The following is a 21,575-nucleotide window of genomic DNA, read 5'->3' as shown; positions in this document are numbered from 1 at the left end:
ATGAGTGAACCGACATTGCGACTTGGATTGACCATGTGGTCTCACAATGACTGGCAGCACTCTTTCTACGGAAAAGGTACCAAACCTGGGGAGCGCTTAGCGCGATACGCCTCTGTATTTGATACGGTCGAGGGCAACACAACGTTTTACGCCACGCCGAGCGCAAAAACGGTCGCCAGTTGGAATGACGCGACCTCTGAGGATTTCCGCTTTACCTTTAAACTTCCGAAAGCGATTACCCATGAGCGAATGCTCAACCAATGCCAAGACGAACTCATGGCCTTCCTGCAGGTAATGGCACCTTTGCACAATAAAGTGGGTATGTGGACAATTCAACTGCCGAGCAAGTTTTCACCTGCTGATCTCCCAGCTCTGCAAGCGTTCTGTGCCAAATTTCCGTCTGAGATGAAACTTGGTGTTGAAGTGAGGCATTTGGGCTTTTTCAACAAGTCTGAGGAAGAGCGGGTCTTCAATCAATGGCTCATGGAGCATCACATCGACCGCATTATCATGGACTCTCGTCCCGTTTTTGCTGCGGCTCCAACAACCGCCGCGGTCATTGATGCTCACGATAAAAAGCCCAAAGTACCCGTGCATGCCATTGCCACCGCCGATCATCCAATGATCCGTTTCATAGGTCACCCAGATATGGAAGCCAACTTGGCGTTTTTTAAACCTTGGGAGAAGAAGCTGGCGCAGTGGATTGAGCAAGGTAAGCAGCCCTATTTAATGATCCACACGCCAGACAATGTAGAAGCACCGGAACTGGCAATCAAGCTCTATAAGGAGCTCAAATCTTCGCTAGCGGGCAATATTACTTTAAGCGATAAACCGACCTTTCCTTGTCTTCGTGATGACCATCAAATCTCGATGTTTTAGCCGCCCAACTACCCAGTGATACTGGCTTTGAAAGCATTAATGACATTTCGGCTGAAATGACGTAAAATGCGCGCCTTTTTTATTGCGTCCGTCCGAATCGGCAATGGGGAATCTTAACATGCAGAATAAAGACACCATTTTCTCTGCTCCTATCGACAGAATTGGTGATTTCACCTTTGATGAGCGAGTAGCAGAAGTCTTTCCAGATATGATCCAGCGTAGCGTACCTGGCTACAGCAACATTATTTCTGCAATTGGTATGTTGCAGAACGCTTTGCTAAGCCACACTCTTCTATTTACGATTTGGGTTGTTCACTTGGCGCAGCTACGTTGTCTATGCGTCGTAATATCAGCCAAGAAGGTTGTCAGATCATTGCCGTCGATAATTCATCAGCAATGGTTGAGCGCTGTAAGTTACACGTCAACGCCTACCGCTCAGACACGCCTGTGACTGTCGTCGAGGCAGACATTCGCGATATTGAAATCAAAGATGCCTCTGTTGTGGTTCTTAACTTTACCTTGCAGTTTCTATCACCAGACGATCGCCGTGCGCTGCTAGAAAAAATCTACGCCGGTTTACGCCCTGGCGGTATTTTGATTCTGTCTGAGAAGTATGTGTTTGAAGATGAGAACTCAAATGAGCTACTCATCGACCTGCATCATGACTTCAAACGCGCTAACGGCTACAGCGAGCTCGAAATCAGTCAAAAACGCAGTGCCATTGAAAATGTAATGCGTCCTGACTCAATCACCATGCACAAAGAGCGCTTCAAAGAGATTGGCTTTACTAGCTACGAAGTCTGGTTCCAATGTTTTAACTTCGGCTCTATGTTCGCCATTAAGTAGACTGCAGCCTATAAATAATCTGCACACTAATTTTACCCTAGCTATTGTCACCCATTATTGTTGAGAGTTTCATGTTTAACTTTGCTAACTTTTATCAGCTCATCGCTCAAGATACCAAACTTCAGCCTTGGCTTAACATCCTGCCACAGCAACTCACCGACTGGCAGAATGCCGAGCATGGTGATTTTGACCGCTGGTTGCGCGCACTCGCGAAAATTCCAACCGGTCAGCCTGATAACGTTGAACTGAAATCGGAAGTGTCGCTTGCGAACAATGAACCGCTCGCGATGGGTGAAATGAAAAAGCTAGAAAACCTGCTGCGCACCTTCCATCCATGGCGCAAAGGCCCTTATCGCGTTCACGATATTCATATCGACACCGAATGGCGCTCTGACTGGAAATGGGATCGCGTATTACCGCACATTTCTCCACTCAAAAACCGTTCAGTCTTGGATGTGGGCTGTGGCAACGGCTATCACATGTGCGCATGCTAGGTGAAGGCGCGCGCCTTTGTGTGGGTATCGATCCTTCACATCTATTCCTAGTGCAGTTTGAAGCGATTCGCAAAATGATGGGCGGTGACCAGCGTGCCCACCTTTTACCACTTGGTATCGAGCAGCTTCCGGAACTTCAGGCCTTTGATACGGTATTTAGCATGGGTGTGTTATACCACCGCCGCTCTCCGCTTGACCATCTGATCCAATTGAAAAACCAATTGGTCGCAGGCGGCGAGCTGGTACTCGAGACCCTAGTTATCGAGGGTGATGAAAATGCGGTGCTTGTTCCTGTCGATCGCTACGCACAAATGCGCAATGTGTACTTTTTCCCATCTGCGCGCGCACTAAAAGTTTGGTTAGAAAAAGTGGGCTTTGTAAATGTGCGTATTGTCGATGAAAATGTAACTTCTACAGACGAGCAGCGCACGACAGGTTGGATGACACATAATTCACTGCCTGAATACTTAGATCCTAACGACCCAAGCAAAACAGTCGAAGGGTATCCAGCACCTAGACGCGCAGTGTTAGTGGCTGAAAACCCGAACAAATAGTCTCATTCGATGAGAAACTGTTGCCAAATACAGCAACTTTGACCGAGCTTTTATAAGTCTGACGCAGCTCTGACAATAGGGAGTATCGCACTCCCTATTGGTTACGATAAAATCCCTAGTCTTCCAGTTCCATTTTATTGTTTTTTAGGGTTTAAGATGTATAAACGCTTGGCACCTCTTGTCGCCATCGGCCTACTTTCAGGTTGTTCTACAGTCAATCACCAAGAACTTCATCAAAACACCATCAGCGCTATTCAAGAATCTGAAGCGCGCCTCGACAACAAACTGACTAACCTTACGCTGCAGTTAAGCAACAACGCTGATTACATTGATAGCTTAGAAAACGAAGTCATCGCACTCACTAAAGAAGTCGAAGCTTTGAAGCAAGCACAACTTGGCGAAGAGCAAGCAGAAAAGCAAAACAAGCCACTGCCCATTATCGCTCCTAAAGCCTCCTCTTCTACTCCTGTCGTTTTAGGCTCCGTTGAACAAGTCCACCTTGATATCCTAGACCGCAGTTTTGATGCGCGTGTCGATACCGGCGCGGTAACGTCGTCACTCAGTGCATCGGATATTCAAGCATTCGAAAGAGATGGTAAGCAGTGGGTGAAATTTAAACTTCTTGATGAAAAGTCCCGCAAAGAAAACGATCGCTGGATAGAAGCACCCGTCATTCGATATGTGAAAATTCGCCAATCAACCAGTGAAAAAATGGAACGAAGAGCCGTGGTTGAACTTTGGATCCGTGTTGGAAAAATCCATGAAAAAGCACAATTTACACTGGCAGATCGCTCACAAATGACCCACCCTATATTACTAGGAAGAGAATTTATCAAAGATATTGCTTTAGTTGATGTAAGTCAGCAATATATACTTTCATCTAACAAGTAGTTTTCTTTAAAATAACACCTCCTTCAGGGAAGCAATTACAATAATAAGGTTGTTTATGACTTCACGTATTCCATTTTTCTTATCAGTAGCATTACTCATAGCAGCGGGTATTGCTCTTAGTGTCATCCGACACGATACCTATGGCGTACCATGGACTCCAGGCGAAACTCGTCAAGTTTGGGACATTGAGGCTCGCGTCGAATTTAATGCGATTGGTAAGCCGGCTAAGGTTTCACTCGCGGCACCCTATACTCAAGAAGGGTTCACACTGATTGGTGAGTCTGCCTCTTCTCCAGGTTACGGTGTTTCTTATGTCGATTCTGATGCCGGTCGCCGTGCTGAGTGGTCAATCCGCGAAGCACAAGGTCCGCAAACCATCTACTACAAAACACAATTTCTTGTGGACGACCAAGCGCTGGCTAGCTCTACCCCTCCAGCGGAAGACGTGATTAAACCCACCTTTGATGGACCGGAAGAAGCGGCAGCCGTTGCCCTGATGGATCGCGCACAATCCCGCTCGTCTGACAACATCACCTTCACACGTGAACTTATCAAAGCGCTGAACGATGGTGACAGCCAAAACTCGGCACTTATTCTTAATAACATGACTAAGCTTCAAGCCGCGGCAAAACTGCTCGCGTTCGCGGAAGTACCAAGCAAAGTTGTGGGCGTTATCGAACTGGAAGATGGTCGTCGACGTCAGTCTATTCAACAAATGCTGAGTGTGTGGGACGGTGCTAAGTGGCAAATCTTCTCTCCAGAATCCACAGAGGGTAAAAAACAAGCCAATCTGCTTGTTTGGGACGAATCTAACGTATCGCTGCTTGATGTCGTTGGCGGTAAAGACAGTAAAGTTCACTTTACTATGATTGCTCAAGAGGTCTCTCCTCAAGAAGCAACCGACAGTAAAGTGGATGCTGACGGCCTATTAAACTTCTCTATCCATAGCTTGCCTCTCGAAGAGCAAGCCATGTTCAAAACCATCATGCTGATCCCAATCGGTGCGCTGATTGTTGTATTCCTGCGTATTCTAATTGGTCTAAAGACCTCTGGTACCTTCATGCCAGTGTTGATTGCGGTGGCCTTTGTACAAACTCAGCTCGTCACCGGTATTGTGGGTTTCCTATTGATTGTCGGTACGGGTCTGGTGATTCGTAGCTACCTATCCAAGCTCAATCTTCTGTTGGTCGCCCGAATATCCGCGGTCATCATCACGGTAATACTGATTATCTCAGTATTTACGGTTGTCGCATTTAAGATCGGTCTAACCGAAGGTCTATCTATTACCTTCTTCCCTATGATTATCCTTTCTTGGACAATCGAACGTATGTCTATCCTTTGGGAGGAAGAAGGTGCGAAGGAAGTGGTACTGCAAGGTGGTGGTTCGCTATTAACAGCCGTTCTTGTCTACCTGGCAATGACAAACCCTTATGTTCAGCACCTAACGTTTAACTTTATCGGTCTGCAGCTGGTTATCCTTGGCGGTATCTTGCTACTCGGTACATACACAGGTTACCGACTCACTGAACTGCGTCGCTTTAAGCCACTGACGGAGGACTAATCTATGCTTGGAAAGCTAACCAGTCCTTTTAAGCTTCGTGACCGCGGCATCATGGGTATGAACCAGCGTAACCATGGTTACATTGGTAAGTACAATGACCGCTCGAAGTATCCACTTGTGGATGACAAGCTAAAAACCAAAATCATTGCAGAGAAAGCGGGCGCGACAACGCCAGCGCTCATTGGCGTAGTAAATAACCAAGCGGAAGCAAAACGCATTCACGCTATGGTTAAAGATTGGCCGGGGTTTGTGATTAAGCCAGCGCAAGGCAGTGGCGGTAAGGGTATCTTGGTGATCGTAAGCCACAAGGATGGCGTTTATACTAAGCCGTCTGGCGCGACCATTAACAAAGCCGATGTTGAGCGTCATATCAGTAACACCCTTGCCGGTCTGTTCTCACTTGGTGGTAAGAACGACGTGGCTGTTGTTGAAAACCTGATCAAGTTTGACAACTGCTTCGATGGTTTTAGTTATGAGGGTGTGCCAGACGTACGTATTATTGTATTTCAGGGCTACCCTGTTATGGCGATGATGCGCTTGTCTACTTCCGCTTCTGACGGCAAAGCGAACCTTCACCAGGGCGCGGTCGGGGTTGGTATCGATATTGCCACCGGCAAAGCAGTGCGTGCGGTACAGTTTGACCGCCCTATCACCCATCACCCAGATACCGGCAAAGAGCTAGCGACACTTGCGGTTCCGCATTGGAAACGACTGCTCACGCTCGCCTCTAGTGCGTATGAAATGACAGGTCTGGGTTATATGGGAACGGACATGGTGCTTGATAAAGAAGAGGGTCCTATGGTGCTTGAGCTCAATGCGCGACCTGGTCTTGCGATTCAAATTGCTAATGGTTGCGGTATTTTGCCAAGGCTACAGCATATCGAGTCATTAGGAACGCCAAATCCATTTGAGTATCCTAGTCCAGAAGAGCGTGTCGAGTACGCAGCGAAGATGTTCGGTCACGCCGAAGACGCTTAATCTCGCACGCCAACGTAAAGCATCCACAAAGCGCTCCTCACCAGAGCGCTTTTTTTCTCTCAAGTGCTCTCAAAAATCTTGCCCTAAAACCTTAGCTATTTCTAAACCCCGATGATCAAGCTCACACTTTCCATCTGCCCCCTAAAAACTATTCCAAACGGTTCAAAAAACAGCACAATCCAATAAATTCAGCAAGTTAGAAAAATAAAGTCAAAAATACCAAACCCAGTCACATTCACCCTTCAATCCCATCTTTTATAAAACTCACTACCAAAGTGGCATTATCACCATAATTCAATCACTTAAGTAATGGCCGTACTGTTTTAGCATCGCGTATCTCCTTAACATCCGTATCGTGATGTTTTTTCGATATAAATTGATATTTGTATCATTTCACTCAGCAGTTTAGGTCTTTGCGTCTAGGATGCTCGCGCCTAAATGATGCAATAAAACCATCACTGTTTCGCAAAATTAGGGCTGTATAGCCAGAAGCGGCGAGCATCAATCGCCCACTTTTTCTGCCCTGGGTTTGCACATCGGAGATCTTTATGACCAAAACCGCAATAAGCACCGCCCTCTCGCTTTCACTTCTTTTTCTTTCTGGATGTGGTGCTGAACAAAATACCGATTTACACCCATCTTCCGTTGAAGTCAGCACGGTCACAGTGACCCATAGCGACGTGTTTCCAACCACTGAATATGTTGGCCGAACTCATGCTCCTGAAGATGTACAAATACGCCCATTGGTTTCTGGTCGATTGATCACTAAAGCGGTCGCGGAAGGTGCGGATGTGAAAAAGGGTGAGCTTTTATACGCGCTCGACCCACAACCATTCCAAGTGCGATTGAATGCCGCTAAAGCCGAGCTTGCTAAAACAAAGGCGAAAATGCTTCAGGCGCAGCGCACACTGCAACGCGCCGTTAAGCTTCACAAAGAAGGCTCCCTTTCTCCTCTTGAATTCGAAGAAGTCGAGCTAGAAGAAACCACGTCTATTGCTGCTTATGAAATTGCTAAGTCTGAATTCGATAAAGCAGAGCTTGAACTAAACTGGACCAAGATTTACAGCCCTATCGATGGCCGTGTCAGCAATTCCGGTTACAGCATTGGTGACATTGTGACGCCGGAAGGACAGCCACTGACGACAGTGGTTAAGCTCGATACCACTTGGGTGAATATCGCAGTGAACGAGACCTCGGGTCTTGCTGAGTTCCAAGAAGCCATGCTACTGGATGAAAAACACGCCAGCGACTTTGAAGTTCACCTGAAACTCTCAAACGGTGCAACCTATCCATACCTTGGTCAAGTTGGTTTTGTCGATAACCGCGTGGATGTAGAAACAGGCACCATCACGGTTCGCCTTAACTTCCCAAACCCTGATTTGCTGCTACTGCCTGGCCAATACGTCACTATTGAAGTCGTCGATGATTCACTCACGCCACTGTCCGTGCCAAGCGAGTCGGTTCAGTTCGATCAAGGTGGTCACTTTGTCTACGTTGTCGATAGCAAAAACCTTATCGAAAAACGCTATATCCAGTGGTACCAGCAGCTAGACACGGTTTTCCTAGTGGAGTCTGGTATTGAAGCAGGAGAACAGGTGGTGAGCGAAGGTTTGCAGAAAGTAAAACCTGGTTCAAACGTATCGGTCAGTTCAACGAATACTGATAGCCCAGCAGTGGCTAAAGTAACAACTGAGGGCTAACGTATGGTTGAATATTTCATTCGTCGCCCAAAGTTCGCCATTGTACTGAGCATCATCATGACCATCATCGGTCTGATTGCGCTGCTCAAGGCACCGGTTGAACAGTACCCTAACGTTGCGCCGCCGGAAATCGAAGTCTCTACCGAATTCACTGGTGCAAACGCCGAAGTGCTGCGCGACACAGTAGCGACCGAAATAGAGAAAGAGGTCAACGGTGTAGAGGGTATGATTTACATGCGCTCGAAATCTGCCAGTGACGGTAACTACATTCTCACGGTTGCGTTCGAAGTGGGCTTTGATGCCGACAAAGCGCAAATCCTTGTTCAGAACCGCGTAAACCGTGCAATGGCGAAGCTTCCTGAAGAAGTAAAACGCTCAGGTGTTAAGGTTGAAAAGACCGCATCCAACATCATGATGGCGGTTATGGTGCACTCTCCAGATCAATCTAAAGACGGCCTGTTCCTCAACAACTACGCCAACATGAACATCAAAGACGAGCTAGCGCGTGTCAATGGCGTGTCTAAGGTTCGCAACATTGGTGACATGGAATACGCGATGCGTATTTGGCTGGATCCGAGCAAAATGGCCAGTCTTGGTATTGTGCCAGAAGATGTGGCTAGTGCGATTGGCGAGCAAAACGTCATTCGCCCTGCGGGTAGCGTTGGTGCAGCCCTTACGCCACCCAAACATCACCGTTCCAAATGGTGGTGCGCACAGAGGGCCGCCTGCGTCATAAACAGCAATTTGAAGATATTGTAGTCAAAGCCGACACCTCTGGCAAACTGGTGCGTATCTCTGATCTAGGTCGCGTTGAACTTGGCTCACAGCAGTACATTGTCAAAGCCATGTATGACCAGTCGGATGCGGCCTTGCTCGCGATTTATCAAGCGCCGGGTGCCAACGCACTCGAGATATCGGAAGGCATTTACGCCAAGATGGAAGAGCTTAAATCGCGCTTTCCGCAAGGTATTGATTACCAAATCCCGTACAACCAAACCGAGTTTGTTAAAGTCTCCATCGCCGAAGTCATGGAAACGCTTGTGATTGCCATTATTTTGGTAACCGCAGTGACTTATATTTTCCTTCAAGACTGGCGTACGACCATTATCCCTGTGATTGCTATCCCAGTCTCGGTCATCGCTACCTTTGCTGTGATGCAAGCGATGGGTATGTCGATGAATATGCTAACACTGCTGGGCTTGGTACTTTCCATAGGTGCCGTGGTGGACGCGGCGATCATCGTCGTAGAAAATGTTGAGCGTTTAATGGCGGAGGAAGATCTTTCTGCCATGGATGCCACTATCAAAGCGATGCAAGAAGTCACCGGCCCAATCCTCGCCTCTGCCTTAGTACTGTTCGCGGTATTTGGTCCCGTCACTATGATGCCGGGACTGACGGGGCAGCTATATCAGCAGTTTGGTATTACGCTTTCGGTCTCAATTGCGATATCGACTGTAAACGCTCTAACGTTAACACCTGCACTTGCTGCTATTTTGATGCGCCCGGGCGGTCCTAAACCAGGTAAATGGTTGCAAGCCTTCAACAAATATCTAGATAAGGCAACGGCAGGACTTGGTAATAGCGTCACACTGATGATTAAGCGACTCACACTGAGCATGATTGGCTTTGGCGTCATGATTATTGCCATTGTGCTTATGGGGTATAAGATGCCAAGCGGCTTCTTACCCGATGAGGACTCGGGTAACTTCTTTGTCAATATTGAGCTACCACAAGCAGCGTCACTAGCGCGTACCGAGCAAATTACCCGTGATGCCATTGACATGGTGCTTGAAGAAGAAGGCGTATCAAGTGTGGTCTCTGCGCCAGGCTTTAGCTTGCTTGGCAACGCAGCGGCTTCGAACTCTGCAATGATGATCGTCAACCTCGATCACTGGTCTGAGCGCACCGATGCCAACTTGCACATGAAAGCCATCATGGGACGAGTACAAGACAAGCTCAATCACATCAAAAATGCCGATATCATCAGCTTCTTCGCGCCGCCAATTCCGGCACTTGGTATGAACTCTGGCTTTGAAATGCGCCTTGAAGATACCCTAGGACGCTCTCCAGCAGAGCTTGCCGCTGTTGGCGATGAATTAATGGCCAAAGCGATGGCACATCCAGCCATTGATTTTACTTACACTATGTTCCGCGCTAACACGCCACAAGTTGAGGTTAAGCTAAAACGAGACAAAATCAAATCGACCAATGTCGATTTACAGTCGGTCTACATGACGCTGCAAACCTACCTAGGTGGTTTGTACGTGAACGACTTCACCGAGTTTGGTCGTAACTATAAAGTGTTCTTGCAGTCAGAAGCACAAAGCCGCTCAGACAGCAGTGACATCTCGAGCTACTACGTGCGCTCAAATGATGGGAAAATGGTGCCGCTCAACTCGCTTATCGAGATCAACAATGTGCTAGGTGCTGAAGCGGTAGAGCGCTTTAACCTCTATAGCTCACTGATGATTAACGGTGTCGCAGCGCCTGGGTACAGCTCGGGGCAGGCGGTGGCAGCAATGGCGAGTATTGCGGACAGCACATTGCCAAGTGGTTACAAGTACGATTGGTCTGGCTTAACCTATCAAGAGCAAAAAGCGGGCAACGCAGCTCCAATTATGTTTGGCATGGCAATGCTGTTCACCTTCCTGTTCTTGGTGGCACAATATGAGTCATGGGTGACGCCGCTAGCGATTATTCTTTGTGTGCCGACCGCCGTTTTTGGCGCTCTGTTCCACACTTGGATTATGGGTGGCGATATCAATATCTACACTCAAGTGGGCTTGGTGCTCATGGTGGGCATGGCAAGTCGAAACGCGATATTGATCGTCGAATTTGCTAAAGAGCTGCGTGAAACTCAGGGACTATCGATTGTTGAGGCTGCCGTCTCTGCCACTAAACTTCGTTTTCGTGCGGTATTGATGACAGCATTCTCCTTCATTTTAGGTGTCGTACCTTTGGTGATTGCAACCGGAGCCGGTGACGGTGCGCGTCGTGCGGTAGGCTACAGTACTTTTGGCGGCATGCTGGCTGCAACAGTACTAGGCTGCCTGGTTGTGCCTGTTGTATGGGTCATGCTACAGCGTATGCGTGAGCGATTTGGCAAAGTAAACATCGCAGCTGAGAAATCGGTACAACCACAACAAACGGATTGACGCCCTGACTCTCAGTCATGAAAAAGGCGCACTCTTTTTTAAAGTGCGCCTTTTTATGTTTTGAGTATCCTATATCAGGCTACGGTTACACTTTGAACTGATTCATCAGTGATTGTTGTGTATCCGACAGCGAATTGATCTCCTGTCCAACCTTTTCGGCTTCACCGGCATTTTCAAGGATCTTAGCACTCAAATCACGAATGTTACTCACATTCTGGTTCACCTCACTCGATACCGATTGCTGCTCTTCCGCAGCGCGAACAATTTGTGAGTTCATGTCGTTGATGGCAGAGATCGACTCGAAAATGCGGCTCAATGCAGATACCGCTTGCTGAACATGATTCGATGTTGAGTCAGCGAGGTTGGAGCTCTCTTGCATCGCAGCAACCACATCTGCCGTGCCTTTTTGAACGCGCTCAATGACTTGCTGGATCTCACCGACCGAGTCTTGGGTGCGGCTTGCAAGGCTACGAACCTCATCAGCAACAACTGCAAAACCACGACCCTGCTCACCCGCACGTGCAGCTTCAATAGCCGCATTCAGTGCAAGCAAGTTGGTTTGCTCAGATATGCCTTCAATCACTGCCAGAATCTCGGTGATGTTGGCGTTATTCTTAGCAAGCTCTTCCACGACTGGCACCGTCACTTTCATCTGCTCAACCAAACGAACCATTTCGCTCGCTGAGAGCTCCGCTACTTCTTGACCTTGGCTTGCTGACTCATTCGCTGTAGACGCGGCTTCTACCGCCACTTCCGCATTTTGAACCACCAGCGCAGCTGTTTGCGTCATCTCTTCTGACGCGGTTGCGACTAAGTCTACTTCGCGGAATTGCGCTTCGCTGCTCTCTCTTGTTGCGATTGCGGTTTGATTCGCGGATTCAGCAGTGCCACTGATTTTCTCTGTCGTCACCGCCACTTGCTGGATAGTGGTTTGCAGCTTGGCGAGAAACGCATTGAATTGTTTTGCTAGCTGGCCAATTTCATCTTGTGATTTCACATCTAAACGTTGGGTAAGATCGCCTTCACCGCTGGCAATGTCCTCGAGACGAGTAACCACTTCGCGAATAGGCTTCACCAGACGCGAGGACATCACGCTAATAATGATTAAGCCAACGAGGACGAAGCCTGCCCCCACCATGACTTCAAATACAATGCCATCACTTAACTGCTGAGAAATGATACTGTCGAGTGTAATCGCATCGTGGAGCACACTATCACGCGGCATATCGAAGAATACACCCCAAGTTTGGTTGGCAATACTCACCGGGCTAAACACGGTTAACCATTGATTATCGGCGCTCCACAGAGTCTCTGCTTGCTCACCAAACATTAGGTCAGTGATTTGATCTGCGTTGAGTACCTGACTTTGGTAACGCGAGCCTACTGCGATATCCGTATTGTCACTGGCAATGACGCTTTCATCTAAACTGATGATGTTGACATGGCCACTGCCGTTAAACAGGCTAGAATCCGAATCGAGTACCGTTTTCGCCAGCTGAGTTAGCTGTAAATCAATACCAAGAAAGCCAATCACTTGGCTATCAACTTCAATAGGCAACGACAAAGAAGAAGTCAGGTGCTGAGCTTCCCCCACTTGGGTCAGCCTAGGTGTGCTCACACACGCAGCGCCACTTGCTAGTGGGCAGTAAAAACGCTCGGCATTTTCCATCGCGTTTTGAATCTGTTTAGTTAGCACCGTGCGGACTGCGTTTTCACCCGTTGCAGCTATTTGCCAGTACGTTGCAAACTGGCCGATTTCGTTTGAACCTACGTAGTCGGCGCCCTCATAGTTACTGTCCTCGCCGTCGAGTTGATTTGGCTTAAATACCAAGTACGCGCCTTGTATGGAAGGAAACTGAATCACGGCCTGACGTACCATCTCATCCAGTGCTACTCGCAAGTCTTCACTTGGCAAGAAGTTCTCTTCAGCATTGAACTTTTGAAACTTGGCGTTCGCAATCAGCATTTCCGCTCGGTAAACCGCTTCATCGAAGTAGGCTTTAACCTCGCGAGCGTTGATCTCTGCTTGCGCTTCAAGCAGAGCCTGAGATTTCTCAGAAACTGACTGTGAGCTCATCGCCTGGATCGACTGCTGGCTATTGACGGCGTTATAAAGTGAAAAGCCAATTAAGGCGATAGAGGTGAACAGCAAGCATAAGCCTGCTAGTACCGTGATTTTCCACTGCACGGAGAGAGTTCGCATAGTACATCCTTTTTGCAAACGGGGAGCATGTATTGTTTTTGTATCGACCGAAGGTCTTATTTATTGAGCGTTTTATTACAGCATTTTTACATCCTTAGCTCAACACTATCGATGGATGTGTTTGAGCCAGAATGCTAGTATTTTGCTTTCGATTTAAAAAATCACAGGATTAGTGAGAAATGAAAGTCATTAGCTTTAATATCAATGGTCTGCGAGCAAGACTGCATCAACTGCAAGCCCTAATTGACAAGCATCAGCCAGATGTCATCGGTCTTCAAGAAATCAAAGTTCACGATGAAGCCTTCCCAGTCGAAGCCGTTGAAGAGATGGGCTACAAAGTTTACTTTCACGGTCAAAAAGCACATTACGGCGTGGCTATGCTTTGCAAGAAAGAGCCGATTTCGGTGCAAAAAGGTTTTCCAACCGATAACGAAGATCATCAGAAGCGCATGATCATGGCGACGTTTGAAGATGAAAACGGCGAAAAAGTTACCGTGCTCAACGGCTACTTCCCTCAAGGCGATAACATCGCTCACGAAACGAAATACCCATACAAGCGCGAGTTCTACCAAGATCTTATGAAGTACTTGAACGAGTACCACAGCAATGACGAGCAAGTCATTGTGATGGGCGACATTAACATCAGCCCAATCGACCTCGATATTGGTATCGGTGAGCCTAACCGTAAGCGCTGGCTAAAAACCGGTAAGTGTTCATTCCAGCCAGAAGAGCGTGAGTGGCTAAAAACGCTACTTGATTGGGGCTTTGTGGACACCTTCCGTCAGCTCCATCCAAATGCGGACGACAAGTTCTCATGGTTTGATTACCGCTCGCGCGGCTTTGATGACAACCGCGGCCTGCGCATTGACGTAGTTTTAGCGACGCCAAGTCTAGCGGCAAAGTGTGTGGAAGCAGACATCGATTACGAGCTACGTGGCATTGAGAAGCCGTCTGATCATGCGCCGATTTGGTCTACCTTCTCGTAACTAGCCGTTAAACGAAATAGAGAAAGTATAAAGGAGGCGATATCTGATGATATCGCCTCCTTTCTTTTGTTTTACGCTGACTCTTTCTAACTTAACGGCTACTGAGAGCCGAGCGGTCTCAGGTAAGCCAAGAAACGTTTTTCGGCTTTCTTGAAGCACCAAAGAATAATAAACGTCAGTGCCATGTAGAACATACCCGCCGCCAAGAACGACTCAAATGGCGCGTAGTAACGAGAGTTTACCAAACGAGCAGCGCCGGTAAGATCCATGATTGTCACAATACCAGCCACGGCTGAACCATGAAGCATAAAGATCACTTCGTTACTGTATGCAGGCAGTGCACGCCTTAATGCCGATGGTAAAATGATGCGACGATAGGTTTTCCAAGTGCTCATACCATACGCTTTCGCCGCTTCAACTTCACCACGTGGCAAGCCGTTGATGGCACCACGAATAATTTCCGCAGTGTAAGCCGAGGTGTTGAGTACAAATGCGACTAAAGCACAGAACCAAGCATTCTCCCAGAGGGTATCTTTCACTGGGAAAAATTGATCCATACCGTAATAAATCAGGTAAAGCTGAACCAGTAGCGGTGTGCCACGGAAAAAGTAAATAAAGCCCCATGACGGTAAGCTCAGCAAATAGTTGTCGCTGTTACGCGCTATAGCAAGCGGAATAGCCACACCTAAGCCAATAATGAGTGCCGATAGCACCAACCAGACTGTGGTCCAAAGGCCGTCAAAATAGATAGGCAAGCTGTCGATAATCAGAGAAAAGTCCATAGCTTACCTCACATGAATACTGAATTTGCGCTCAACCAGTTTTAGAAACCCGGTAGAGATACTTGTGAAGATTAAGAAGATGATGCTACGGCCATGTAGAACGTAAACGGCATCTTTGTGGTACCCGCCGCGAGCGAGCTCATCCGTACCATGTCTTCAAGACCGATAATCGATACCAAGGCTGTTGTTTTAAGCAGTACTAGCCAGTTGTTACCAAACCCCGGCAAAGCGTGGCGAATCATCTGCGGCAGTAGGATGCGTCGAAAGGCTAAAGTTGAACTCATGCCATACGCTTTAGCCGCTTCCAGCTCACCTTTGTCTACTGCCATGATCGCGCCGCGGAAGGTTTCTGCCATGTAAGCGCCAAAAATAAAACCAATAGTCAGTACACCGGCAATGAAAGGCGACACATCAATATAATCTGGAAGATACGAAGTCCATTCGTGGTTTGGGTCGCTCGATGTAAACCATTCGTTCAACCACTCGTTTATTGCATACAAACTGTTGTTGAGTAAGATCTGTCCGCCGAAGAAAATCAGCATCATAAGTACGAGGTCTGGAATACCTCGGATGATAGTCGTGTAAAGGGTCGCAATCGCACGCGCCCATTTGTAAGGTGCCATCTTAGCAAGCGCACCTAACATACCCAGCACCATAGCGAGGATCAGTGACAAGATTGCCACTTCTATGGTGAGTACGGCCCCTTTTAGTATTGAGGCTTCATATCCTTGTAAATCGAGCATAGTTCCTTCCAACAGCACAGCAAAATTGTTGGTCAGTCTTACCAAAAGGCCTGTGACTCGCCCTTTAGTAAAAAGGGCTTGAGACTAGCTCAAGCCCTCGTCTTTTATTAAACCGTCAGATTACTGACCGTAAACGTCGTAGTTGAAGTACTTAGATGCAATCTCGTCGTACTTACCGCTAGCGCGTAGAGAAGTGATTGCAGCGTCAAGTTGCTTCGTTAGGTCTTTGTCTTGCTTACGTACCGCAATACCCATACCTTCACCGAACCACTTCGCGTCAGTTAGAGATGGACCAACAAACTCATAAGCGTCGCCACCATCTTTGTTGATCACGCCTTCTTCTAGAGCAGATGCGTCACCCAGTACTGCAACGATACGACCGTTAGCAAGATCTAGGTAAGCTTCGTCAAACGAACCGTAGCGTACGATTTCTACTTGATCGCCATAGTTGTCTGTTAGGTACTTGTCGTGCGTTGTAGCACGCTGAACACCAATTTTTGCGCCGCTAAGGTTGTCAAAGTTTAGACCCGCACCTTTTTTAGCGATGAATTTGTTTGGGATTTGAGCGTATTTGCCAGTGAAATCAACTTTCTTCTTACGCTCTTCAGTGATAGACATTGCAGCAATGATTGCGTCGTATTTACGAGCTAGTAGTGACGGAATGATGCCATCCCAATCTTGAGGAACGATAACACACTTCGCTTTTAACTCTTCACAAAGCGCGTTAGCCATATCAACATCGAAACCTTTGATAGAACCATCAGCTTCAGTCCAGCTAAATGGAGGGTATGCCCCCTCAATACCAAAGCGCACAGTTTTCCATTCCTTAGCTTGTGCTACTCCAGTCGCAGCTGTTGCAGCCAGTGCTGCTACCATTAACCACTTTTTCATTTCCATACTCCTGTGATTGAAATTTTTGTTTTTGTGTTGTGTTTTTATTGATTTTTCTGAGCCTTAGCCCAGAAGATCATCTTCTATATTAGTAGATAGATGAAATAAATTGTTGTAGACGTTCCGATTCTGGGTTGGTGAACAGTTTTGCTGGGTCACCCTGCTCTTCCACTCGACCTTGATGCAAGAACATCACGTGGTTGGAGACGTCACGAGCAAACGCCATTTCGTGTGTTACCACGAGCATGGTTCTGCCTTCTTCAGCCAAATCTTGCATAACGCCCAACACTTCACCAACCAACTCTGGATCAAGAGCGGAGGTTGGTTCATCGAACAGCATGACCTCTGGCTCAACCGCCAATGCGCGCGCAATGGCAGCACGTTGTTGCTGTCCGCCTGAAAGGTGCCCTGGATAGTAATCACGGCGCTCATACAGACCCACTTTCTTTAGAAGTAGCTCGGCATTTTCAATAGCTTGTGCTTTCGGCACACCCAAAACATGAATTGGCGCCTCAATGATGTTCTCTAGGACGGTCATGTGTGACCAAAGATTGAAACCCTGAAAAACCATCGCTAAGCGAGAACGGATTCGCTGAACTTGTTTTTCATTAGCAGGAAGTGACTCGCCCTGACGGTTTTTCTTCATTTGGATCAATTCACCATTAACCCAAATCTCACCCTCTGTTGGCGTTTCCAGTAAGTTGATACAACGTAGAAAGGTGCTCTTCCCAGAGCCTGATGAGCCAATAATTGAGATGACATCACCTTTATGTGCAGCAAGGGAAATCCCTTTTAAAACTTCATTTTGACCAAAGGTCTTGTGCAGTTCTTTTATGTCCAGCGCGGGTACTTCATTCATGCGCTTGTGCTCCCTGTATATTATTGACTGCTAAGCCTATTTGATAGGCAAAGGTACTCCGACCTTTTGTTTGTTCGATACAAGCTAGCACTAGAAAGCATAGGTTGCAACAAACTATTAACCTGTAATTTTTGACTACGCAGGCATTGTATCTGACAGATTATGCAAATTAAAGTGTTTACCACTGCTTTTTATGAATATTATTCGCTGAATGCTGCACTTTTAGTCAGTGGTTGTTTTTCATACCGCAGCACCTTTTATTGCGATATTGTTACATAAAACCACGATCATTCGGAATCTATAGCTAAATATCACCCCTCTTTCAGTGGATAAGATCTACTTATTGGCCATTAGCCAACATTATGGTCTAGTTGATAGATTTGATAGTCAGATCAAAAAAGCCCTCTCACGGTGGAGAGGGCTGCTAATTATTCTAAATCTAGAATAGGCTTAGTTATCATATCGATGTAGATAGTAAGATCTTGTTTGTGCAATATTGTTCAATGTGTATCTCATATCTTGCAGTGACTTAACAATACTCATGCTATCGTTATCTACGTTACCATGGCCTCCATGACGGAACGCAGTCATAAAATCAGCTAGAACCACATCTTTGTCATTTTCAGTGAATAGATACGATTGTGATATCTTTGAGGTCGACGTAATTCTCAAATTATCCGCAACACTGCTGTCAAACTCACTTAGATCAAGCTTTGGTATTTTGACCGTTGGAGAAATATGAGTATAAACTGTGTGCTTAACTAAGTACCCAGCGCCATCTCCTTGCTCGTAAGCTATGCGCTGAAGTCCTTTTTCTGAGTTAATACCAATACTTGCCCTAACATCTACGGTCTCATTTGATACGCTAGCTTTGGCATCATTAGCATTGTTAGACATAAAGAGCCCCTCATCGTCAATTGAAATCGACCAAGAATTGGGTGCAATCACATCTTGGTAGCTTGCCTCCCAACCAGCAGCAGCGATAGAGCCGCTCATACTGTACGCCCAAGATTCACCTAAACGTTCGTCTGGGTGATAAAATGCAGCTTGATCATTTGCTACTGATAGCTCTGCCAACTCATACATAAAGTTGTTGTAGATGACATTAAGCTCGATTTTATTAGGCTGTAGGTTATCCGATACAATTTGTGACTTCGACGTGTCGGCTGTGCCCTGGTTACCAGTAAACTTCATCGTATTGTTGTTCCAACCATCAAAACCGTACTGGAACAATTGACTGCGATCTGTCGTTCTATACTGACTGATCATAGTGCTCTCTTTGTTGACGCCTTCAATGGAATCCAACGAGGTGTTAGTGCTCTCTATTGTTTCCAACTGAGAGTCAAAGTAGATTCGAATGTTTGGATTGCCCGATGCGTCCTCATCATTAGCATATGACAGACTAGTAATTGTTCTTGGTGCATCATTGTTACCGGTTAAACAGCTTCCTTTAGAAGCAGGATTTAGAACTGATATAAATGTATTTCGCATGCTCGTATCAGAAGTCAGCACCTCTTTTGAAAAAGACTGGGCATATACTGCTGGGCCATACTGCTCTTGTATCGTTACGTAACCATTGTTTGGAATGTTTTCCAAAGCAATACGTAGAGACCCATTTACTGTGCTTACCTCTGTTCCAACCTGGACACCATTTTCATCGGAATAAATTGCTTTGATAAGTGAATCCAAAGACGTACCAATCGCAAGATAGTTCATTGCCTTTAGTTTTGCAGGTTGACTAGCTGTATCTTCATAAATATCAAAAACTGTACAGCTAGATGCAGGGTTGTAATCTACTTCAGCCGGCTTGTAAAAACTAAACGTATAGTAAGTCAAGCTCGGTGCAGGAGGCGTCGATCCACCACCACCGCCACCACCACAGCCAACCATAGCTCCTGAAATCGCCGCGACGAGTGGCAACATTACTGCTTTTTTCATAGTTACATTCCTAATTCATATCCTGGCGGCAAAGTGTTGCCACTCTCTCTCATATGCTGTCAGTGTCGCAAAGTCTGTGCCAAGTTTTTCTCGCGACGATAAAACGTCCAATTCACTTTGTGAATGTAATTGGAATGTAGGGAAAGTTACTGAAAGTCAGTTACGGAGATTGTTAATAAAGTGCGCCATTTCAAACAACTGTTGTAGTTTTCTTTCACATTTTTTCTTAAAGTGATCAAGATCAATCAAGGCGTTAGTGTTGCTTGTTAGACTCGGCAGCATTGATATAGCACGAATTATTCACCCGACTTTTAGAATGTTGTCTATCCTTAGCACGTTAACCACGTGCACCTCCTGGCCGAGGCAAACGGTGAATGGAATTCGCATATCAAGCCAAACGACTAACTTTATATATAAATGAGGAATCTATGTCAGACGCAGTTAACAAAGCGCATTCTGATTCGGATATCGAGACTAAGAGCTATCAAGAGCTTCACCGTCCAGCATCTGAGTTTGTCAGCCGCTCTGAATACCTAGACCACGAACTTCAAATCATGAAACCGCGACGCTTTGGTCTTAACCTACCGGGCCGCGATTTCCGCTTTGAACTCGAAGATTTGGTACCTGCTCTCGCTGGTACTATCGGCATTATCGCGATGTACTCAGCGGTAATGATGTCATGGGCAGACGGTCTAACCGCCGCTTGGGATCACGTAAACCTAGGTAAAGAATTTGCCATTGAGGTTGCTCGTGTTGAAATGCTTATTCCAGCGTTATTGTTCTGTATTCTCGCATCAGGTTTCATTAACCCACGCGCCAACCTTGCTGGTAACCACGGCCCAATGATCCCGCTTATCGGTTCTATTGCGCTTGCCGGTGCTCACCCTCTTGCTCTTGCTATCCTTCTTGGTGTGTTCGGTCTACTACTTAGCTACTTTAAAGGTGGATCTAAGCTCGTTAACCTCACCTCTCAAGGTACTGCAGGTGGCCTGTTAATCTTCCTAGGCTTTACCGGTACGATGAGCCAAATCGGCTCAATCCAAGAGTGGGCAGTCGGTCTTCAGTCTGCAGATGTTGAAGCTGGCAGCATGGGTTACATTGGTCTAATCGTACTAGGCATCAACATTGCTGTTTACGCATACCTTGCAAAAATCAACATGCGTTGGTTGGCAATCCCTGTATGTGCGGTAACGGGTCTACTGCTTGCGCTTGGTTTAGGTGCAGGCTTCGACTTGACGTTCGAAACAGAAATGGGTCTACCTAACCTTAACCCAGTTTACTGGTGGGGCAGCACGGAAGAAGGTTGGATGTTAGGTCTTCCTAACCTACAACACTTCATTGCCTCTCTACCGTTTGCGATTCTTGCTGTAGCGATGTGGTCTCCTGACTTCCTAGGTCACCGTATCTTCCAAGAGCTGAACTACCCACGTAAGACTGAAAAAGTGCTTATGGACGTAGATGACACTATGACTATGTGTTCTGTACGTCAAATGGTTGGTACGGCTGTGGGTGGTGGTAACATCACGTCGTCTTGGGGTACTTACATGATCCCAGCAGCTATCGCTAAGCGTCCAATTCCAGGTGGTGCAATCCTTCTTGGTTCACTATGTATCATCGTGGCCATCCTTGGTTTCCCAATGGACGTTGCGGTATGGCCGCCAGTGATGCGTGTTGCACTACTAGTAGGTGTATTCCTTCCGCTACTAGAAGCGGGCATGCAGATGGTTAAAGAGACGAAAGATTCACAAGCTGCGGGTATCTGTATCTTTGCATCTGTCGTTGCAAACCCAGTACTAGCATGGGCTCTGACCATGTTCCTAGATAATAATGGCCTGATCGGTGACAAAGAGCGTGCTTCTCGTCTATCTTTTGTAGATAAGATTGTCATCCCAGTCGGTGTATTCGTAATCTGTCTAGTAGCAATGCTTGCTGTAGGTATGCTAGAAGGCCAGTACGGCATCCCAGCTTTCCTATAATATCTAGTTGATTATTTGGGCAGTGACATTCACTGCCCAAATTTTTATCACAGTTTTTTAAGATTTATTGATTTAGTTTAAGTTTTACAATTTATTTTTAGTGTAGGCTTGATTTTAACGTCAGGAATGACAATATCTA

The 21,575-nt window shown here is 46.7% G+C and carries 14 protein-coding genes and 3 pseudogenes; 11 read left to right on the top strand and 6 right to left on the bottom strand.

The features are described 5' to 3' along the window. The 9 genes and pseudogenes from TZ48_RS03220 to TZ48_RS03185 all read left to right on the top strand — a co-directional run bounded on the left by TZ48_RS03220 (position 1) and on the right by TZ48_RS03185 (position 11,058). Positions 1-879, top strand: coding sequence for a DUF72 domain-containing protein (locus TZ48_RS03220; RefSeq protein WP_112478242.1), 879 nt, complete (start codon positions 1-3; stop codon positions 877-879). Between the two features lie 118 nt (positions 880-997). Further along, a pseudogene (cmoA, locus tag TZ48_RS03215) lies at positions 998-1,725 on the top strand (carboxy-S-adenosyl-L-methionine synthase CmoA). A gap of 71 nt (positions 1,726-1,796) precedes the next feature. Further along, positions 1,797-2,773, top strand: a pseudogene (gene cmoB / locus TZ48_RS03210) (tRNA 5-methoxyuridine(34)/uridine 5-oxyacetic acid(34) synthase CmoB). A gap of 156 nt (positions 2,774-2,929) precedes the next feature. Next, the gene (locus TZ48_RS03205) at positions 2,930-3,664 is read left to right on the top strand and encodes an ATP-dependent zinc protease family protein (RefSeq protein WP_112478241.1); all 735 of its coding nucleotides are present in this window, start codon (positions 2,930-2,932) and stop codon (positions 3,662-3,664) included. A 55-nt stretch (positions 3,665-3,719) separates the two neighbouring features. Next, entirely contained in the window at positions 3,720-5,225 is a 1,506-nt protein-coding gene (locus TZ48_RS03200; RefSeq protein ID WP_112478240.1) for an inactive transglutaminase family protein, read from the top strand. 3 nt (positions 5,226-5,228) lie between these two features. After that, positions 5,229-6,203 (top strand): alpha-L-glutamate ligase-like protein, encoded by a 975-nt coding sequence (locus TZ48_RS03195; protein ID WP_112478239.1) that lies wholly within the window; start codon positions 5,229-5,231, stop codon positions 6,201-6,203. A 548-nt stretch (positions 6,204-6,751) separates the two neighbouring features. Next, complete coding sequence (locus tag TZ48_RS03190) at positions 6,752-7,903, top strand: efflux RND transporter periplasmic adaptor subunit (RefSeq protein WP_112478238.1); 1,152 nt, start codon at positions 6,752-6,754, stop codon at positions 7,901-7,903. A 3-nt stretch (positions 7,904-7,906) separates the two neighbouring features. Next, a complete protein-coding gene (locus TZ48_RS25710; RefSeq protein ID WP_275426404.1) occupies positions 7,907-8,662 on the top strand; it encodes an efflux RND transporter permease subunit in 756 nt (251 codons plus the stop codon). Then, positions 8,611-11,058 carry an efflux RND transporter permease subunit gene (locus tag TZ48_RS03185; RefSeq protein ID WP_275426403.1) on the top strand — a complete coding sequence of 816 codons (2,448 nt, stop codon included), beginning with the start codon at positions 8,611-8,613 and terminating at the stop codon, positions 11,056-11,058. Before TZ48_RS25710 ends, TZ48_RS03185 begins: the two co-directional genes overlap by 52 nt. A gap of 85 nt (positions 11,059-11,143) precedes the next feature. Here the strand turns inward: TZ48_RS03185 and TZ48_RS03180 are convergent, their stop codons facing one another. After that, entirely contained in the window at positions 11,144-13,261 is a 2,118-nt protein-coding gene (locus TZ48_RS03180; protein WP_112478237.1) for a methyl-accepting chemotaxis protein, read from the bottom strand. Between the two features lie 179 nt (positions 13,262-13,440). Between TZ48_RS03180 and xthA the strand changes: the two genes are divergently transcribed. Then, on the top strand, positions 13,441-14,247 hold the full coding sequence (gene xthA / locus TZ48_RS03175) for an exodeoxyribonuclease III (RefSeq protein WP_112478236.1): 807 nt from the start codon (positions 13,441-13,443) through the stop codon (positions 14,245-14,247). 98 nt (positions 14,248-14,345) lie between these two features. Here xthA and TZ48_RS03170 read toward each other — a convergent pair whose 3' ends face one another. The 5 genes and pseudogenes from TZ48_RS03170 to TZ48_RS03150 form a co-directional block, all read right to left on the bottom strand. After that, positions 14,346-15,029, bottom strand: a complete 684-nt coding sequence (locus TZ48_RS03170; RefSeq protein ID WP_112478235.1) for an ABC transporter permease — start codon at positions 15,027-15,029, stop codon at positions 14,346-14,348. A gap of 3 nt (positions 15,030-15,032) precedes the next feature. Continuing rightward, positions 15,033-15,772: pseudogene (locus TZ48_RS03165) on the bottom strand (ABC transporter permease). 120 nt (positions 15,773-15,892) lie between these two features. Next, complete coding sequence (locus TZ48_RS03160) at positions 15,893-16,663, bottom strand: ABC transporter substrate-binding protein (RefSeq protein WP_162674477.1); 771 nt, start codon at positions 16,661-16,663, stop codon at positions 15,893-15,895. 88 nt (positions 16,664-16,751) lie between these two features. Next, positions 16,752-17,522, bottom strand: coding sequence for an ABC transporter ATP-binding protein (locus tag TZ48_RS03155; RefSeq protein ID WP_042501899.1), 771 nt, complete (start codon positions 17,520-17,522; stop codon positions 16,752-16,754). A gap of 450 nt (positions 17,523-17,972) precedes the next feature. After that, positions 17,973-19,460 carry a flagellar sheath protein A gene (locus TZ48_RS03150; RefSeq protein WP_112478233.1) on the bottom strand — a complete coding sequence of 496 codons (1,488 nt, stop codon included), beginning with the start codon at positions 19,458-19,460 and terminating at the stop codon, positions 17,973-17,975. A gap of 428 nt (positions 19,461-19,888) precedes the next feature. On the opposite strand from TZ48_RS03150, the gene TZ48_RS03145 reads away from it, so the two are divergent. Continuing rightward, positions 19,889-21,436, top strand: coding sequence for a DUF3360 family protein (locus TZ48_RS03145; protein WP_112478232.1), 1,548 nt, complete (start codon positions 19,889-19,891; stop codon positions 21,434-21,436). Positions 21,437-21,575 lie beyond the last annotated feature (139 nt).

The organism is Vibrio variabilis (genome assembly GCF_003263785.1).
In the GTDB taxonomy this organism is placed as follows: Bacteria; Pseudomonadota; Gammaproteobacteria; order Enterobacterales; family Vibrionaceae; genus Vibrio; species Vibrio variabilis.
Note: the sequence above shows the minus strand (reverse complement) of the source record. Positions and strands in the feature narration are given on the sequence as shown.

Excerpts from the sequence above, each read along its gene's own strand:
- TZ48_RS03220 (WP_112478242.1), top strand. The coding sequence starts at position 1 with ATGAGTGAACCGACATTGCGACTTGGATTGACCATGTGGTCTCACAAT.
- TZ48_RS03205 (WP_112478241.1), top strand. The coding sequence starts at position 2,930 with ATGTATAAACGCTTGGCACCTCTTGTCGCCATCGGCCTACTTTCAGGT.
- TZ48_RS03200 (WP_112478240.1), top strand. The coding sequence starts at position 3,720 with ATGACTTCACGTATTCCATTTTTCTTATCAGTAGCATTACTCATAGCA.
- TZ48_RS03195 (WP_112478239.1), top strand. The coding sequence starts at position 5,229 with ATGCTTGGAAAGCTAACCAGTCCTTTTAAGCTTCGTGACCGCGGCATC.
- TZ48_RS03190 (WP_112478238.1), top strand. The coding sequence starts at position 6,752 with ATGACCAAAACCGCAATAAGCACCGCCCTCTCGCTTTCACTTCTTTTT.
- TZ48_RS25710 (WP_275426404.1), top strand. The coding sequence starts at position 7,907 with ATGGTTGAATATTTCATTCGTCGCCCAAAGTTCGCCATTGTACTGAGC.
- TZ48_RS03180 (WP_112478237.1), bottom strand. The coding sequence starts at position 13,261 with ATGCGAACTCTCTCCGTGCAGTGGAAAATCACGGTACTAGCAGGCTTA.
- xthA (WP_112478236.1), top strand. The coding sequence starts at position 13,441 with ATGAAAGTCATTAGCTTTAATATCAATGGTCTGCGAGCAAGACTGCAT.
- TZ48_RS03170 (WP_112478235.1), bottom strand. The coding sequence starts at position 15,029 with ATGGACTTTTCTCTGATTATCGACAGCTTGCCTATCTATTTTGACGGC.
- TZ48_RS03160 (WP_162674477.1), bottom strand. The coding sequence starts at position 16,663 with ATGAAAAAGTGGTTAATGGTAGCAGCACTGGCTGCAACAGCTGCGACT.
- TZ48_RS03155 (WP_042501899.1), bottom strand. The coding sequence starts at position 17,522 with ATGAATGAAGTACCCGCGCTGGACATAAAAGAACTGCACAAGACCTTT.
- TZ48_RS03150 (WP_112478233.1), bottom strand. The coding sequence starts at position 19,460 with ATGAAAAAAGCAGTAATGTTGCCACTCGTCGCGGCGATTTCAGGAGCT.
- TZ48_RS03145 (WP_112478232.1), top strand. The coding sequence starts at position 19,889 with ATGTCAGACGCAGTTAACAAAGCGCATTCTGATTCGGATATCGAGACT.